11 protein-coding genes and 1 pseudogene are annotated in these 16,800 nt (G+C 71.6%); 9 read left to right on the plus strand and 3 right to left on the minus strand.

Annotation, left to right across the window (positions count from 1 at the left end):
* Positions 1 to 354 precede the first annotated feature (354 nt).
* The gene (locus HC362_RS21595; RefSeq protein ID WP_243085651.1) at positions 355 to 2,634 is read left to right on the plus strand and encodes an ATP-dependent RecD-like DNA helicase; all 2,280 of its coding nucleotides are present in this window, start codon (positions 355 to 357) and stop codon (positions 2,632 to 2,634) included.
* Between the two features lie 133 nt (positions 2,635 to 2,767).
* A complete protein-coding gene (locus HC362_RS21600; RefSeq protein ID WP_243085652.1) occupies positions 2,768 to 4,072 on the plus strand; it encodes a citrate synthase in 1,305 nt (434 codons plus the stop codon).
* Between the two features lie 689 nt (positions 4,073 to 4,761).
* Here the strand turns inward: HC362_RS21600 and HC362_RS21605 are convergent.
* Positions 4,762 to 5,025: a heavy-metal-associated domain-containing protein gene (locus HC362_RS21605; protein WP_243085653.1), complete on the minus strand. Its 264-nt coding sequence runs from the start codon at positions 5,023 to 5,025 to the stop codon at positions 4,762 to 4,764.
* A gap of 290 nt (positions 5,026 to 5,315) precedes the next feature.
* On the opposite strand from HC362_RS21605, the pseudogene HC362_RS21610 reads away from it, so the two are divergent.
* Positions 5,316 to 5,723 (plus strand): annotated as a pseudogene (locus HC362_RS21610) (VTT domain-containing protein); the annotation flags it as partial.
* 273 nt (positions 5,724 to 5,996) lie between these two features.
* Here the strand turns inward: HC362_RS21610 and HC362_RS21615 are convergent.
* Positions 5,997 to 6,191, minus strand: coding sequence for a MerR family transcriptional regulator (locus tag HC362_RS21615; RefSeq protein ID WP_243085654.1), 195 nt, complete (start codon positions 6,189 to 6,191; stop codon positions 5,997 to 5,999).
* A 190-nt stretch (positions 6,192 to 6,381) separates the two neighbouring features.
* Positions 6,382 to 7,299 carry a sugar phosphate isomerase/epimerase gene (locus HC362_RS21620; protein WP_243085655.1) on the minus strand — a complete coding sequence of 306 codons (918 nt, stop codon included), beginning with the start codon at positions 7,297 to 7,299 and terminating at the stop codon, positions 6,382 to 6,384.
* Positions 7,300 to 7,430: 131 nt separating this feature from the next.
* On the opposite strand from HC362_RS21620, the gene iolC reads away from it, so the two are divergent.
* The 6 genes from iolC to HC362_RS21650 all read left to right on the plus strand — a co-directional run bounded on the left by iolC (position 7,431) and on the right by HC362_RS21650 (position 16,356).
* The gene (gene iolC / locus HC362_RS21625) at positions 7,431 to 8,438 is read left to right on the plus strand and encodes a 5-dehydro-2-deoxygluconokinase (RefSeq protein ID WP_243085656.1); all 1,008 of its coding nucleotides are present in this window, start codon (positions 7,431 to 7,433) and stop codon (positions 8,436 to 8,438) included.
* 69 nt (positions 8,439 to 8,507) lie between these two features.
* Positions 8,508 to 9,395 (plus strand): deoxyribose-phosphate aldolase, encoded by an 888-nt coding sequence (locus HC362_RS21630; RefSeq protein ID WP_243085657.1) that lies wholly within the window; start codon positions 8,508 to 8,510, stop codon positions 9,393 to 9,395.
* Positions 9,396 to 9,419: 24 nt separating this feature from the next.
* Positions 9,420 to 10,364: a 5-deoxy-glucuronate isomerase gene (iolB, locus tag HC362_RS21635; RefSeq protein ID WP_243085658.1), complete on the plus strand. Its 945-nt coding sequence runs from the start codon at positions 9,420 to 9,422 to the stop codon at positions 10,362 to 10,364.
* The gene (gene iolD / locus HC362_RS21640; RefSeq protein WP_243085659.1) at positions 10,361 to 12,247 is read left to right on the plus strand and encodes a 3D-(3,5/4)-trihydroxycyclohexane-1,2-dione acylhydrolase (decyclizing); all 1,887 of its coding nucleotides are present in this window, start codon (positions 10,361 to 10,363) and stop codon (positions 12,245 to 12,247) included. The genes iolB and iolD overlap by 4 nt, the downstream gene beginning before the upstream one ends.
* A 73-nt stretch (positions 12,248 to 12,320) precedes the next feature.
* Positions 12,321 to 13,817 carry a CoA-acylating methylmalonate-semialdehyde dehydrogenase gene (locus HC362_RS21645; protein WP_243085660.1) on the plus strand — a complete coding sequence of 499 codons (1,497 nt, stop codon included), beginning with the start codon at positions 12,321 to 12,323 and terminating at the stop codon, positions 13,815 to 13,817.
* A 178-nt stretch (positions 13,818 to 13,995) separates the two neighbouring features.
* A complete protein-coding gene (locus HC362_RS21650; RefSeq protein WP_243085661.1) occupies positions 13,996 to 16,356 on the plus strand; it encodes an FUSC family protein in 2,361 nt (786 codons plus the stop codon).
* The last annotated feature ends 444 nt before the right edge of the window (positions 16,357 to 16,800 follow it).

A 16,800-nucleotide genomic window follows, 5' to 3' on the forward strand; every position in this document is an offset into this window, starting at 1 on the left:
GCTTTTTCCAAGCTGGGAAGGGGGGAAGTGCCTCCAGACGCAGGGCACTCAGGGGGGCGCCGCGCTGCGCATGGAAACGATTACATCGGTCATGCAATGTGATGTGCGCAGGGTGGCGCAAGTCGAGAACGGTGCCGATGCACGATCGTGATGATGCTCGTGCATACGTAACTGCACTGGTCACGCGGACAGTTCCGGTGGTGAGCCCAGAGTCATCTCCAGGGGGCGGGTGTCGGCCCGGAAGTGGCGCCGGGTCGGCGTTCGTCCGGCTGGTGGTCCGGGGGGCGACCCCCTGGAGGGCGCGGTATCCACAGGGCTGCCGGGGTGTCGGTATCCGGGGCTACGGTCGGTCACATGACGTTCCAGCCTGCTGTGCTCGAAGGGGTACTAGAGCGCATCACCTACGCCAATGAGGACAACGGGTACACCGTCGCCCGAGTCGACACCGGCCGCGGCGGTGGCGAACTGCTCACGGTCGTGGGCGCGTTGCTGGGCGCCCAGGCGGGGGAGTCGCTGCGGATGGAGGGGCGCTGGGGCTCCCACCCGCAGTACGGGCGCCAGTTCCATGTGGACAACTACGTCACGGTGCTGCCCGCCACCATCCAGGGCATCCGCCGCTATCTGGGCTCGGGCCTGGTCAAGGGCATCGGGCCACGTATCGCCGACCGGATCGTCAGCCACTTCGGCGTCGACACGCTGGAGATCATCGAGGCCGACCCCAAGAAGCTCATCGAGGTCCCCGGGCTCGGCCCCAAGCGCACCAAACTGATCGCGGCCGCGTGGGAGGAGCAGAAGGCCATCAAGGAGGTGATGGTCTTCCTCCAGGGCGTCGGCGTCTCCACCTCCATCGCGGTGCGGATCTACAAGCAGTACGGCGACGCGTCGATCTCCGTGGTGCGCGGCAACCCCTACCGGCTGGCGGCCGACGTGTGGGGCATCGGCTTCCTGACGGCCGACCGCATCGCCCAGTCGGTCGGTATCCCGCACGACAGCCCGGAGCGGGTCAAGGCCGGTCTGCGCCACGCCCTGTCCCAGTCCTCGGACCAGGGGCACTGCTATCTGCCCGAGGAGCGGCTCATCTCCGAGGCCGTCAAGCTCCTCCAGGTGGACACCGGCCTGGTCATCGACTGTCTCGGTGAGCTCGCCGCCGACGAGGAGGGCGGCGTGGTGCGCGAGCCGGTGCCCGACCCCGAGGATCCCGGACGCCGGCTGACCGCCGTCTATCTGGTGCCCTTCCAGCGCGCTGAGGTGGCGCTGGCGGCCCAGCTCAAGCGGCTGCTGCGCACGGCGGAGGACCGGCTGCCATGGTTCCAGGACGTCGACTGGGACAAGGCGCTCGGCTGGCTGGCGGAGCGCACGGGTGCCCGGCTGGCGCCCGAGCAACAGGAGGCGGTGCGGCTCGCCCTCACCAGCCGGGTGGCGGTGCTGACCGGCGGGCCGGGGTGCGGCAAGTCGTTCACCGTGCGCTCGGTGGTCGAGCTGGCCCGCGCCAAGCACGCCCGGGTGGTGCTGGCCGCGCCCACCGGCCGGGCCGCCAAGCGGCTGGCGGAGCTGACCGGGGCCGAGGCCTCCACCGTGCACCGGCTGCTGGAGCTGAAACCGGGCGGCGACGCGGCCTTCGACAGGGACCGCCCGCTGGAGGCCGACCTGGTCGTGGTCGACGAGGCCTCCATGCTGGACCTGCTGCTCGCCAACAAACTGATCAAGGCCGTCCCGCCCGGCGCCCATCTGCTGCTGGTGGGAGACGTGGACCAACTGCCCTCGGTGGGCGCCGGCGAGGTGCTGCGGGATCTGCTGGCGGAGGGCGGTCCCGTACCCGCGGTGCGGCTGCGCCGGATCTTCCGGCAGGCCCAGCAGTCGGGCGTGGTGACCAACGCGCACCGGATCAACTCGGGCACCCAGCCGCTCACCCAGGGGCTGGAGGATTTCTTCTTCTTCGTGGAGGAGGACACCGAGGCGGCGGGGCAGCTGACGGTGGATGTGGCGGCCCGGCGCATCCCGGCCAGGTTCGGGCTCGACCCGCGGCGCGATGTGCAGGTGCTGGCGCCGATGCACCGCGGCCCGGCCGGGGCCGGCGCGCTCAACGGGCTGCTCCAGCAGGCTGTCACCCCGGCCCGTCCCGGGCTGCCCGAAAAGCGCTTCGGCGGTCGGGTTTTCCGGGTGGGCGACAAGGTCACCCAGATCAGGAACAACTATGAAAAAGGCGCGAACGGTGTCTTCAACGGCACGGTCGGCGTGGTCACCGGACTGCACGTCGACGACCACCGGCTCACCGTGCTGACGGACGAGGACGAGGAGGTCGCCTACGACTTCGACGAGCTGGACGAGCTCTCCCACGCCTACGCGATGACCATCCACCGCTCGCAGGGCAGCGAATACCCGGCGGTAGTGATCCCGGTCACCACGGGTGCCTGGATGATGCTCCAGCGGAACCTGCTGTACACGGCGGTGACGAGAGCCAAGCGGCTGGTGGTGCTGGTGGGGTCGCGCAGGGCGCTCGGCCAGGCGGTCCGGACCGTCTCGGCGGGGCGGCGCTGTACGGCGCTCGACCACCGGCTGCGCGCGGCGGCTCCTCCTCGGGAGGCGGGATGTGTGCCAGGGGGTGACCATGGCGGCCAAGAGGGTGCAGGATAGCTAGTTGGGCGGCACTGCGTGCCACCATGGAGCCCTCCGGCTGACCCCCAGTGCACCGCACGGCGCTGGATAGGGGAGAGTGGAAGAAGTCAGGGCACCTCGAAGAAGAGGCACTACGTCGGTGAGGGATGACGTGAGCGAACACCGCGACAGCGAGAACTCCGTAGTACTCCGCTACGGGGACGGCGAGTACAGCTACCCGGTCGTCGACAGCACGGTGGGCGACCGTGGCTTCGACATCGGCAAGCTGCGTGCCCAGACCGGTCTGGTGACCCTGGACTCGGGATACGGCAACACCGCCGCCTACAAATCCGCCATCACCTTCCTCGACGGTGAGCAGGGCATCCTGCGCTACCGCGGCTATCCGATCGAGCAGCTCGCCGAACGCGGCACCTTCCTGGAGACGGCGTATCTGCTCATCAACGGCGAGCTGCCCACCGTCGACGAGCTGAGCGCGTTCAAGAACGAGATCACGCAGCACACCCTGCTGCACGAGGACGTCAAACGGTTCTACGACGGCTTCCCGCGTGACGCCCACCCGATGGCGATGCTCTCCTCGGTGGTGAGCGCGCTGTCGACCTTCTACCAGGACAGCCACAACCCCTTCGACGAGAAGCAGCGGCACCTGTCGACCATAAGGCTGCTGGCCAAGCTGCCGACGATCGCCGCGTACGCCTACAAGAAGGCGATCGGCCACCCGGTCATCTACCCGAGCAACGACCTGGGCTACGTGGAGAACTTCCTGCGGATGACCTTCTCGGTCCCGGCCCAGGAGTACGAGCTGGACCCGGTCGTGGTCAGCGCCCTCGACAAGCTGCTGATCCTGCACGCGGACCACGAGCAGAACTGCTCGACCTCCACCGTGCGGCTGGTCGGCTCGTCGCAGGCGAACATGTTCGCCTCCATCTCGGCCGGTATCAACGCGCTCTGGGGCCCCCTGCACGGCGGCGCCAACCAGAGCGTGCTGGAGATGCTCCAGGGCATCCAGGCCTCCGGCGGTGACGTCGACAGCTTCATCCGCAAGGTGAAGAACAAGGAGGACGGCGTCAAGCTGATGGGCTTCGGCCACCGCGTCTACAAGAACTTCGACCCCCGGGCGAAGATCATCAAGGCGGCGGCCCACGATGTGCTCTCGGCCCTGGGCAAGAGCGACGAGCTGCTGGACATCGCGCTCCGCCTGGAGGAGCACGCGCTGTCCGACGACTACTTCGTGGAGCGGAAGCTCTACCCGAACGTGGACTTCTACACCGGCCTGATCTACCGCGCCATGGGCTTCCCGACCAGCATGTTCACCGTGCTGTTCGCGCTCGGCCGGCTCCCGGGCTGGATCGCCCAGTGGCACGAGATGATCAAGGAGCCGAACTCGCGCATCGGCCGCCCGCGGCAGATCTACACGGGCGTCGTCGAGCGGGACTACGTCCCCGTCGAGGCGCGCTGAGCCATTGCCCTGTTCGGGGCTGCCCCTTTTCGGGTGAGCCGCTCCGACGGCGCCGCGCTCTCGGGATGACCCGCTCTCCCCGGTACCAGCACAAATGGAAGGCCCCGGTCCAAACGGACCGGGGTCTTCCATTTGTGCGCATTGACGACGAGACGTAGGTCACAGAAATTGGGGGGTAACCATCGGCGGGGTTCGTAGGTCTAACCGGGTGGCGTCGGCCTCCCGGCGGAGCCGTCGCCGCCGGCTTCACATCCGTCTTGGGGGACGGATGCGAGGTGAAGGAACGGTGAACGTGCGCGGGGAGCTTTGAGCGGCCCTCCCGCTCGCACGGACACCCAGGAGGCGCCCGGCCAGGATCCCGTGGGGGGAATCCGTGACCGGGAATCGAAAGCGCCCCGTTGGCGGGCCCGTGGGGGGACCTGGCCGACGGGGCGCTTTTCGCTGCCGCGGGCTTGGTGCAAGAGGGTTCCGTAGGTGTGCTTCTTCCCGCCGCGACGGTGAGGTGTGGAACGCGCGTGACCGACGGTGCCGAACTCGCCGCAATCGGTTGGTTCGGCACCGCCGGTCACGTCTTTCGTGGCTGAGTGCCGCTGCGGCGGGAGAGGGTCTCGCCCTGCCGTGCGGGACTCCCGGGCCGGGGTGACAATGGAGGGGCGGTGCCCCTTGTGATGGCGAGGCGGCCGGGCCGGTCAGGCCCGGCCGACCAGCTCGTATCCCGCCTCGTCCACGGCATCCCGCACGGCGGCTTCGTCCAGCTCGCCGGAGGAGGTGACGGTGACCTCTCCGGAGGCGGCCACGGCCTTCACTGCCGAGACGCCCTCGAGCCGGGAGATCTCCTCGGAGACCGCGCCCTCGCAGTGGCCGCAGGTCATTCCGGAAACCTTGTAGGTGGTCGTGACAGTGCTCATGGTCCACTCCTCAACTCTCAGTACGGAACGCTCAGTACGGAACACTCAGGCCGAGCCGCACGAAGGGGCCCGGATGGTGGTGCGTCCGGGGTGTGCGCGGGCTCAACGATATACCCCCTCAGGGTATACGCCAAGTGCGGCGGACGGCGGTACGCACCGTCCGGTCGGCTGACGGCAAGCCCTTAGGGGTCGGCTCGACCAGGCCCTGAGATGTCCCCGTAATGGTCGGACGGCGGTTGTTCCCCGGGCCTTTCACCTGTCAGCTGGGGCTTACGGGTGGCGCCACGGGGGCGTCCGGTGGAAGGCGGGTGGTCGGCGTGGAGGGCGCGCTGTGGATGACGCTGGCGGTGCTGGGGCTCACCACCCTGCCGCCGCTGGTGCCCAACTCCGCGCTGATCGCGGCGGCGGGTGCGCTGGCCGCCGAGGGACGGCTGCCGCTGCCGCTGGTGCTGCTGACCGTGGCGGGCAGCGCGCTGGCCGGGGACGTGCTGGTGTACGGGATCGGGCGGCGCACGGGCGGACGGAGCCGCCGGTGGCTGTCGTCCGGTCCGCGCCGCAGGGCGGCGCTCGAGTGGACGGCCGGCCATGTCCGGCGCCACGGGGTGCCGTTCGTGATCGCGGTCCGGTTCCTGCCCAGCGGCCGGATCGTCGGCGGCCTGGCCACCGGCACCGTTGGCTACCCGGTGCGGCGCTTCCTGCTGGGCGCCGGGCTGGCCGAGCTGCTGTGGGCGGGCTATTCGGTGGGCGTCGGCTACTGGGGCGGCCGGGCGCTGGCCGGAACGCTCTCCGGCGCGCTGATCGGGGTGGGTGCTTCCGCGGTGCTGGCCGGGGCCGCGCTCGCGGTGCAGTGGATGCTGGGCCGGAGGGTGCCGCGCCGGCCCGCTGCCGCGCCGTCCCGGACGCGTTCTGGGGCGGCACCTGTGGTGCCGCCCCAGGGAATCTCAGCGGTCGGGGATATGCCGGGTGTCGTCGGGGATATGCCGGGTGTCATGGCCGAAGCTCCCTCGTCGCCCGGCTCAGCGCCCGCCGCGGTGGCCCGGCCTGCGGGTGACCCACTCGCGGATGGTGTCGGCGAACCAGAAGGGCCTGCCTCCCTCCACCAGGTCGGGCGGCGGTAGGTGCCCGTGCTTCCGGTAGGAGCGCACGGTGTCGGGTTGGACGCTGATGTGCGCGGCGATTTCCTTGTACGACCAAAGATCTCGGTCGGCCATCTCTCGCACCTCCCAGGGGTGGCTGGTGATCGCTCAGCCTGTGCCCGGTGAACGACGGAGAGTGACCTCCGACGGGTGCTGTGCGACGGCTGTGACACCCGGCCCGTGAAACGGTGACATTGGTGACCGGGTCGTCGCGTCCCGCTGAGCGCGCCCCCTCACCCGTACGAGGCAGGCTCCGGGGCGCGCTCTAGGCGCCGCAGCTGTGCAGGAAGCGCCGGGTCCGCTCCGCGATGGGGAGCGGCTGGTCCGGCGGGCAGGGGTACATGTCCTGCTCGACGATGGCGAACAGGTCCACGCCCAGATTCTGGGCCGCCACCAGTACCGGCTCCAGCTCCGGGACACCCCCGGGGGGTTCGCACATCACGCCCTGGCGCACCGCCGGGCCGAAGGGCGTGCCCTCGCGGACGACCTCGGCGAGGATCTCCGGGTCCACCTGCTTGAGGTGCAGGTAGGCGATCCGTTCGCCGTACCGCTCGATCAGCTCGACGCTGTCGCCGCCGCAGTAGGCGTAGTGGCCGGTGTCCAGGCAGAGGTTGACCAGGTCGGAGTCGGTCGCGTCGAGGAAGCGGACGACGTGTTCCTCGGTGTCGATATGGGTGTCGGCGTGCGGGTGGACTGCGATGCGCAGCCCGTACCGCTCGCCGACCTCGCGTGCCAGCCGCTCGGTCCCCTGCGCGAGGTGCCGCCACTGCTGCGCCGTCAGCTCCGCGGGCTCGATCAGTTCGGCCGTCTTGTCGTCGCGCCAGAAGGAGGGGATGACCACGAGGTGCGCCGCGCCCATCGCGCGGGTGAGCTCGGCGACGCGGGAGACGTGCGCCCAGGTCTCGTCCCAGATGTCCGGCCCCCGGTGCAGCGAGGTGAAGACCGTGCCGGCCGAGACCTCCAGGCCGCGGGAGGCCACCTCGTCGGTGAGCCGTGCCGGGTCGGTCGGCAGGTAGCCGTAGGGGCCGAGCTCGATCCAGCGGTAGCCCGCCTGTGCCACCTCGTCCAGGAAGCGCTGCCAGGGCACCTGTTGGGGGTCGTCGGGGAACCACACACCCCAGGAGTCGGGCGCGGAGCCGACGCGGATGCGGTCGAGGGAGGGGGCGGAGGAAGTGCCAGTCATGGCTGAGAGCCAATCCGGTCGCCCGGGGCGACGTCAATATGTAAGGACAAATTATTGACAGTGGCCGCCGGAACAGCGGACGATGATCCGGGCACCTGCACACCCCGCAGGGGAAGAGAGGGACGGGAGTCATGGCCGAGCCGCACGACGGGGGTACGCCGCACGAGGTGGTCACCATGGGCCGCATCGGGGTCGACATCTACCCTCTCCAGACCGGCGTCCCGCTCCAGCACGTGGACAGCTTCGGCAAGTTCCTCGGCGGCTCCGCCACCAACGTGGCCGTCGCCGCCTCCCGGCTCGGCCGCTCGGCAGCCGTCATCACGCGCACCGGTGACGACCCGTTCGGCGTCTACTGTCACGAGGCGCTCCGCGACTTCGGCGTCGACGACCGGTGGGTGACGGGCGTGGCGCGGTACCCCACGCCGGTGACCTTCTGCGAGATCTTCCCGCCCGACGACTTCCCGCTCTACTTCTACCGGCAGCCCAAGGCGCCCGACCTGGAGCTGAGCGCCGACGAGCTGGATCTGGCGGGCATCGCCGCCGCACGGATCTTCTGGGTGACCGGCACCGGACTGTGCGAGGAACCCAGCAGGAGCGCCACCCTCGCCGCGCTCACCGCCCGCGCGCCGGGCCGCGAGGAGGCCGTCGCCACCGTCTTCGACCTGGACTGGCGGCCGATGTTCTGGGGTGCGGGGACCGCGGGGCAGCGCACGGAGGCCGAGGCCGCCGAGGCCGCGCGCCCCTTCTACCGGGAAGCCCTCGCCCACGCCACCGTGGCCGTCGGCAACCTCGCCGAGTGCGAGGTCGCCACCGGCACCCGCGACCCGCACGCCTGCGCCGAGGCGCTGCTGGCGGCGGGCGTCGAACTGGCCGTCGTCAAACAGGGGCCCAAGGGCGTACTCGCCGCACACGCCGACGGCACCACGGCGCAGGTGCCGCCGCACCCGGTGGAGGTCGTCAACGGCCTCGGCGCGGGGGACGCGTTCGGCGGCGCGCTGTGCCACGGGCTGCTGGCCGGCTGGGAGCTGGAGTACGCCATGCGGTTCGCCAACGCGGCCGGCGCGCTGGTCGCCTCCCGGCTGGCCTGCTCCTCCGCCATGCCGACGGCAGCCCAGGTGCAGGACCTGCTGCGTGACTGAGCCCGTCCCCGGCCCCGCGCAGCGCCCCGCGAGCCGCCGCCCCCACAACGCCCCGAAAGCGAGCCACCGTTGACCCCCAGCAGTGTCGGCATCTCCGAGCTGACGTCCGTGCGGACCCGCCACCCGGAGGCCGTCGCCGAGGCGGCGGCCCGGCGTACGCGCAGGCCGCTGGTGGAGGTCGGCGAGCGGCTGATGATCGTCGCAGCCGACCATCCGGCACGCGGCGCGCTGGGTGTCGGCAGCGACGAGTTCGCCATGGCCAACCGCGCCGAGCTGCTGGAACGCCTCGTGCTGGCGCTGTCCAGGCCCGGCGTCGACGGGGTGCTGGCCACCGCCGACATCCTGGAGGACCTGCTGCTGCTCGGCGCGCTGGAGGGCAAGGTGGCGGTCGGCTCCATGAACCGGGGCGGGCTGGCCGGCGCCTCGTTCGAGCTGGACGACCGCTTCACCGGGCACCGCGCCGAGGACATCGAACGGATGCGCTTCGACGCGGGCAAGCTGCTGCTGCGCATCGACTACGACGACCCCGGCTCGCTGCGCACCCTGCACTCCGCCGCCCGCGCCGTCGACGAGATGGCGGCGCGCCGGCTGCCCGTCTTCGTGGAACCGTTCCTCAGCGGGAGGGTGGAGGGCAGGGTGGTCAACGACCTGAGCGGGCCCGCCGTCGCCCGTTCCGTCGCCATAGCCGCCGGACTGGGCGGCACCTCCGCATACACCTGGCTCAAGCTGCCGGTCACCGAGGACCCGGACGACATGGCGTGGGTGTGCGAGACCTCGACGCTCCCTGTCGTACTGCTCGGCGGTGAGGTGCACGGCGACCAGGAGGGCACCTATGAGAAGTGGCGCAAGGCGCTCAGCCTCCCGGCCGTACGGGGGCTGGTCGTCGGGCGCTCCCTGCTCTACCCGGCCGACGGGGATGTGGGCGCGGCCGTGGACACCGCCGTCGGACTGCTCTGACCGGACTGCTCTGAAAGGGGCGAGATGAACCGCACCACCGACTTCCATCTGCGCGCGGGCAGCGCCGCGTCGGGCCCGTACGCCCTCGAGGTCAGCCCCGAGAGCGCCGGCTGGGGCTACTCCTCGCTGCGGGTGCTGGAGCTCGGCCCCGGGCAGACCCATACGTTCCCGACGGGCGGGAGCGAGTGGATCGTGCTACCGCTCAGCGGCGGCTGCACCGTGGAGGCCGAGGGGCACACCCTCCGGCTGCACGGCAGGGCGAGCGTCTTCACCGCCGTCAGCGACTTCGCGTACGTACCGCGCGACGCCGAGGTGACGATCGGCAGCGCGGCGGGCGGCCGGTTCGCGCTCACGGGCGCGCGCTGCGAGCGGCGGCTGCCGGTGCGCTACGGCGCCGCCGAGGACGTGCCGGTGGAGCTGCGCGGCAGCGGGCAGTGCTCGCGGCAGGTCAACAACTTCGGTGCTGCACATGTGTTCGAAGCCCACCGGCTCATCGCCGTCGAGGTGCTGACCCCCGGCGGCAACTGGTCGTCGTACCCGCCGCACAAGCACGACGAGTACCGCGAGGGGGTGGAGAGCGAGCTGGAGGAGATCTACTACTACGAGATCGCACCGCACCACGCCCCCGACGGCACCACCACCGAAGGGCTCGGCTACCAGCGGGTGACCCCCAGCGGCCACGGCAAGGGCACCGATGTGCTGGCGGAGGTGCGCGGCGGTGACGCGGTGCTGATCCCGGACGGCTGGCACGGCCCCTCGATGGCGGCACCGGGCCACGACATGTACTACCTGAACGTGATGGCCGGTCCTGGGGTGGATCGCTCCTGGCTTATCTGCGACCATCCAGAACACGCGTGGATTCGCGGCGCCTGGGCCGATACGCCTGTGGATCCAAGGCTTCCGTTGTACGAGGCGAAGGAATCCGCAGCATCGCGGGGCAGTGGACAGAACGAGGAGGCCGCCAGGTGACAACCGTCAGGCTGACCGTCGCGCAGGCCCTCGTGCGCTTCCTCGCCGCCCAGCACACCGAACGCGACGGGCGGCGGCACCGGCTCATCGGCGCCTGCTGGGGCATCTTCGGGCACGGCAACGTGGCCGGGCTCGGTCAGGCGCTCGTCGAGAGCGGCCGGCAGCCGGGCGCGCCGCTCCCCTTCCACCAGGGCCGCAACGAACAGTCGATGGTGCACGCCGCCGTCGGCTTCGCCCGCCAGCACAACCGCCTCTCGGCGCAGGCCGTCACCACCTCCATCGGCCCCGGCGCCACCAATCTGACCACGGGCGCCGCGCTGGCCACCGTCAACCGGCTGCCCGTGCTCCTGCTGCCCGGCGACATCTTCGCCAACCGCGTCCCCGACCCGGTGCTCCAGCAGCTGGAGGTGCCGTACGCGGGCGACATCTCCGTCAACGACGCGCTGCGCCCCGTCTCCCGCTACTTCGACCGGGTGCTGCGCCCCGAAGCGCTGATCCCCGCGGCCCTCCAGGCCATGCGGGTGCTCACCGATCCCGCGGAGACCGGCGCCGTCACCCTGGCGCTGCCGCAGGACGTGCAGACCGAGGCGTACGACTGGCCCGAGGAGTTCTTCGCCGAGCGGGTGTGGCGGGTGGCGCGGCCGGTTCCCGAGCCGGAGGCGCTGGCCGAGGCCGCCGAGGCGGTACGGGCCGCGCGGCGCCCGCTGCTGATCGCGGGCGGCGGCGTCCACCACAGCGAGGCCGAGGAGGCGCTGCGCGCCTTCGCCGACATGACCGGCATCCCGGTGGCCTCCACCCAGGCGGGCAAGGGGTCCGTCCGGTACGACCACCCCTGCGACGTGGGCGGCATCGGCCACACCGGCACCGCGGTGGCCGACGAACTGGCCCGCGCCGCCGACCTGGTGATCGGCGTCGGCACCCGCTACACCGACTTCACCACGGCCTCGGGCACCCTCTTCGACCCCTCCTCCCGCTTCCTCAACCTCAACATCGCCGCCTTCGACGGGCACAAACTCGGTGCCCTGCCCCTGGTCGCCGACGCGCGTGCCGGGTTGCAGGCGCTGGCCGCCGCACTGCGCGGCCACCGGGTCTCGCCGGACTACGAGGCCGAGTACGCGCGCGGCAAACAGGCCTGGGAGCGCGTCGTGGCCGAGGCGTTCGCCCCGCACCCGCTGGACGAGAAGGCCCGCCCCTCGCAGACCCAGGTGCTCGGCGCGCTCGACTCCGTGGTCGGGGACGAGGACGTGGTCATCAACGCCGCCGGGTCCATGCCGGGCGATCTGCACAAGCTGTGGCGTGCCCGCTCCCCGCGCCAGTACCACGTGGAGTACGGCTACTCCTGCATGGGATACGAGATCCCGGCCGCCATCGGCGTACGCCTGGCGGCGCCCGACCGGCCGGTGTGGGCGCTGGTGGGCGACGGTACGTATCTGATGCTGCCCACCGAGCTGGTCACCGCTGTGCAGGAGGGCATCAACATCAACGTCGTCCTCGTGCAGAACCACGGCTACGCCTCCATCGGCGGGCTGTCCGAGCAGACCGGCGGCGAACGCTTCGGCACCGCCTACCGGTTCCGCGACGCCGAGGGCGGCTACACCGGCGAGGTGCTCCCCCTCGACCTGGCCGCCAACGCGGCCTCGCTCGGCATGGAGGTGTACCGGGCCGCCACCTGCGACCAGTTGCGCGAGGCGCTGGCAGCGGCGCGTGCCTCCGAGCGGCCCAGCTGCGTCTACGTCGAGACCGATCCTGACCCGGACGTTCCGGCGCCGGGGCCCGAGGCGTGGTGGGACGTGGCCGTCGCCGAGACCTCACAGCGCCCGGCAGCGCGCCGGGCCCGCGAGGAGTACGAGCGGCAACGCGCCCGTCAGCGGCGCCACTTGTAAGCCCTCCGAGCCCACCCGGGCGCCAGTCGTGAGCCTTCTCGATGTTTCCCGTACCAAGAAAGGTCCCCTCGCCATGAAGACCCTCGGCCACTGGATCGGCAACAAGCCGGTGGAGTCGACCTCCGGCAGCTTCGGCCCCGTCTACGACCCGGCCACCGGGGCGCAGCCCACCCGGGTCGCCCTCGCCTCGGCCGAGGAGGTGGACGCGGCGGTCGCCGCCGCCAGGACGGCATACGCCCAGTGGTCGCAGTCCTCGCTCGCGACACGCACCGCGTTCCTGTTCAAGTACCGCGAGCTGCTGGACGCGCGGCGCGACGAGATCGCCCGGCTGATCACAGCCGAGCACGGCAAGGTGCACTCCGACGCGCTCGGTGAGGTCGCGCGCGGCATGGAGATCCTGGAGCTGGCCTGCGGCATCCCGGAGAAGCTCAAGGGCGAGCTGTCCACCCAGGTCTCCACCCGGGTGGACGTCTCAGCCATCCGGCAGCCGGTCGGCGTGGTCGCGGGCATCACCCCGTTCAACTTCCCCGCGATGGTGCCGATGTGGATGTTCCCGCTGGCCCTCGCCTGCGGGAACACCTTCGTCCTCAAGCCCAGCGAGAAGGACCCCTCGGCCGCCTACCGGCTCGCCGAACTCGCCGCCGAGGCGGGGCTGCCCGAGGGCGTGCTCAACGTCGTCAACGGCGACAAGGTGGCCGTCGACCGGCTGCTCGCCCACCCGGACGTGGCCGCCGTCTCCTTCGTCGGCTCCACCCCGATCGCCAAGCACATCCAGGCCGAGGCCACCGCCCACGGCAAGCGGGTGCAGGCGCTCGGCGGCGCCAAGAACCACATGATGGTGCTGCCCGACGCCGACCTCGACCACGCAGCCGACAACGCCATCAACGCGGCGTACGGCTCCGCCGGTGAGCGCTGTATGGCCGTCTCCGTCGTCGTCGCCGTGGGCGGGATCGGCGACGAACTGGTCGCCAGGATCGCGGAGCGGGCCGGCAAGCTGCGGATCGGCCCCGGCGACGACCCGGCCAGCGAGATGGGACCGCTCATCACCCGGGAGCACCGCGACAAGGTCGCCTCGTATGTGGCAGGGGCCGCCGCGCAGGGCGCCGAGGTCGTGGCCGACGGCACGGGGCTGACCGTCGAAGGCCACGAGGACGGCTTCTTCCTCGGCGTCTCGCTACTGGACAAGGTGCGGCCGGGGATGGCCGCCTACGACGACGAGATCTTCGGCCCCGTGCTGTGCGTGGTGCGGGCCGAGACCTACGACGAGGGCCTCGCGCTGATCAACTCCAGCAAGTGGGGCAACGGCACGGCCATCTTCACCCGGGACGGCGGCGCGGCCCGGCGCTTCCAGCTGGAGGTGGAGGCCGGCATGGTCGGCGTCAACGTCCCCATCCCCGTCCCGGTCGGCTACCACTCCTTCGGGGGCTGGAAGCAGAGCCTCTTCGGCGACCTGCACATCTACGGCAACGACGGCGTGCAGTTCTACACCCGGGGCAAGGTCATCACCACCCGCTGGCCCGACCCGGCCGACAGCGGAGGCATCAACCTGGGCTTCCCGAGCAACCATTAGTTCGCGTACGCGCCCCGTCAGGGGCGCGGGGCTGTATCTGACATGCGGCTCCGCCGCGTGGGCGCGCCAAGCCACCACACACCCGCAGTCCGCAATGACCGGCAAGGGGCAGCCCTTTCCGGAACAGCCCGTGCGGCTGGGCCGGAATCGAAACGTCCGCCTTAGATAGGCTCGCCGCATGATCGCCGCACCACTGCCCTGGCTCCGGGCGCTGAAGGAAACCGCCCGTTCAGGGCTGGCCGTGGAGCGGACCTCCCTCACCCCGCTGACCGCGGTACGCGGCGCCTGCGGCGTCGGCCTCGTGGTCGGGCTGGCTCTGCTGATCGGCACCCCGCAACTCGCGGTCTCCAGCGCGTTCGGCGCTTTCGCCTCCGGTATCGCCACCTTCCAGCGCAGCTGGCGGCCGAGGCCGGTGCTGGCGCTGGCCGCCTCGAGCGGGCTGGCGATCTCCACCTTCGTCGGCTATCTGCTGGTCGGCCTGCCGTGGGCGTTCATACTGCTGCTGGCCCTGTGGGCCTTCATGGCCGGGATGGCCTGGGGCGTGGGGCCCACCTCGGGCGTGGTGGCGGCGTTCAACATCGCCGTCATGCTCATCACCGTCCACCTGCCGACCAGTGTGATGGGCGCGCTCAGCAGCGCCGCGCTGATCGCCACCGGCGGCGTCGTACAGGCCGGGCTGATCGTGCTCTTCCCCGTACGGCCGTGGGGCGAGCGCCGCGACACCCTCGCGGACGCGCTGGCCGCGGTCGCGGACTACGCGCGGCGGCTGCGGCACGACCCGATGGCGTCCTTCGACCCCGAACCGCTGATCGAGGCCCGCAGCGCCGCCGCCGTCACCCCCCGTCAGGCCCGCCGAAGGCCCCGCCAGTTGCACGGCTACCGCGCCATGGCCGAGCGCTTCCGCCCGGTGCTGGCCTCCCTCGCCGACCCGGTGGTGGGCGGAGCCCCGATGGTGGGGCCCGAACGCGACCGCGTACGCGAACTGCTGGCCGCCGCCGCGACCGTACTGGACGCCACCGCGCGCGCCATCCGCCGTGGCGACCGCGTCCGGCTGCCCGACCAGGCCCTGGACGTGCTCCGCGTCCCCGAGAGCGGCCCCGTACTGAGCGGCCCCGCCCGGCGCGCGGCACTGCGCCTCATCGCCCTCACCGACGACGCCGTGGAAGCCGCACAGGAACCCGTCGAGGTCACCAGGGGCAGCGTGCTGGCCAGGGTCACCTGGCATGTGGCCGACCGCGAGGGCCGCCGTCGCGACTTCCCGGACCGGCCCCCGGTGGTGGACGCCAGCCTGGACGGGCCCTACGGCCCCGACCCGGAGGAGATCGCGGCCGAACTGGCCACGGCCCGCGAGACGCAGGAGGCCGGCCGCAAGGCGGCCGGCGGCAAACACACCCCCGCAGCCGGGCACGCGCTGGCCCGCGAGCGCCACCTCCACATGCCCACCCTCGCCGGGCTGGTGCCCGTCGCGCTCCGCGCCTTCCGCCGCGAGCTGCACTGGAAGTCACCGATCCTGCGGCACGCGCTGCGCGTCAGCGCCGTCGTGACCCTCGGCTACCTGCTCGGCAACGCGCTGCCGCCGGCGCACGGTTACTGGGTGCCGCTGACCGCCGTCATGGTGCTGCGGCCCGACTTCTCCCGCACCTACGAACGGGGCATCGGCCGCGCTGTCGGCACACTGGTCGGCGTCGCCATCGCGGGCACCGTGATGGCGCTGGCAGGGCCCGGCCCCTACCTCAGCGCCGCGCTGGCCGTCGTCAGCGTCGGCTTCCTCTACCTGCTGCTGTCCACCGGCTACGTCATCGCCTCCGTCTGCACCGGCGCCTACGTGGTCTTCCTGCTCGGCATCCTGGGCGCCGACTGGTACCAGACCGCCTACGAGCGCGCCGGGCTGACCGCGCTCGGCGGGGCGCTGGCCATGCTCAGCTACGCGCTCTTCCCCGCCTGGCACACCCCGCTGCTGCGCGACCGGCTCGCCGACTGGCTGGCGGCCACCGGGCGGTACGCCATCGCCGTGCTCGACGCCTTCGCGCACCCCGCGGAACACGCCCCGCGCCAGGTGCGCGAGGCCCTGCTGGACACCCGCGCGGCCCGGCAGGACTGGGAGCAGACCCTCAGCCGCGCCGAGGCCGAACCCGTCCGCCAGCACGGCCGCGTCTCGCGGCTCTCCCGCCGCTCCGCGGGCGAGGCGCAGTCCGCGCTGGTCACCATGGGCCGCGCCTGCATGCTGCTGGAAGCCCACCTGCCGGGGCCGCACCCCAGCTTCCGGCCCGACAGCTCGGCCGCCGACTTCTCCGCCGCCCTCGCCTCCGACCTCGCCACCGCCGTGCCGGCCGTACGGCGGAGCGAACCGCTGGAGTGGCCCTCGGTCCACGAGGCCCTCGCCCGCTGGTGGGAACAGGCCGACCACCCCCCGCCCGTCGCCCTCCGCACCGCCGAACTCCTCACCGACGCGCTGGACGACCTGGCGCGGGCGGTCGCCCCGAAGACGGCGCCGACCGACCGGCCCGGCGCAGCTGGTCCCCGTAGCGATAGATCATGAGCGGCGCCCCGCCGCTCCCGTTCCCCTCCACCAGCACCCGGTAGATGAACGGTGCCGGGCCTGTCACCTGCACCACCGTCCCCGGCTTGCCCGTCTTCACGTCCCGCACCCTGTCGCCCTCGGCCCACACGTCACAGGCTCCGCAGCCCGCGCCGCTCATCGTCGCTGTGCTTGCGGCGCAGATGCGCGCGCCGAACAGCGCCTCCAAGTCGGCCCGCGCCTTCGGATCCCCCGCCGCGCGATTGATCACCATGCGGAACCATTCGCAGTCCTGACACGCCGGACGCGGACTCTCCATGACTTGTCCTCTTGCTGGAATTGCCGGTTACGCCACCAAGCGTGCGTGACGGGACGTAGCCTCAGCAGCACTGAGAGCTTTATTCGTTGCTGAGTAGCCAGCCGGGGTGAGCCCATGGCCAAACGTCAACTGGACCCGACATCAAG

Source organism: Streptomyces sp. 891-h (genome assembly GCF_022760275.1).
Lineage (GTDB): Bacteria > Actinomycetota > Actinomycetes > Streptomycetales > Streptomycetaceae > Streptomyces > Streptomyces spirodelae.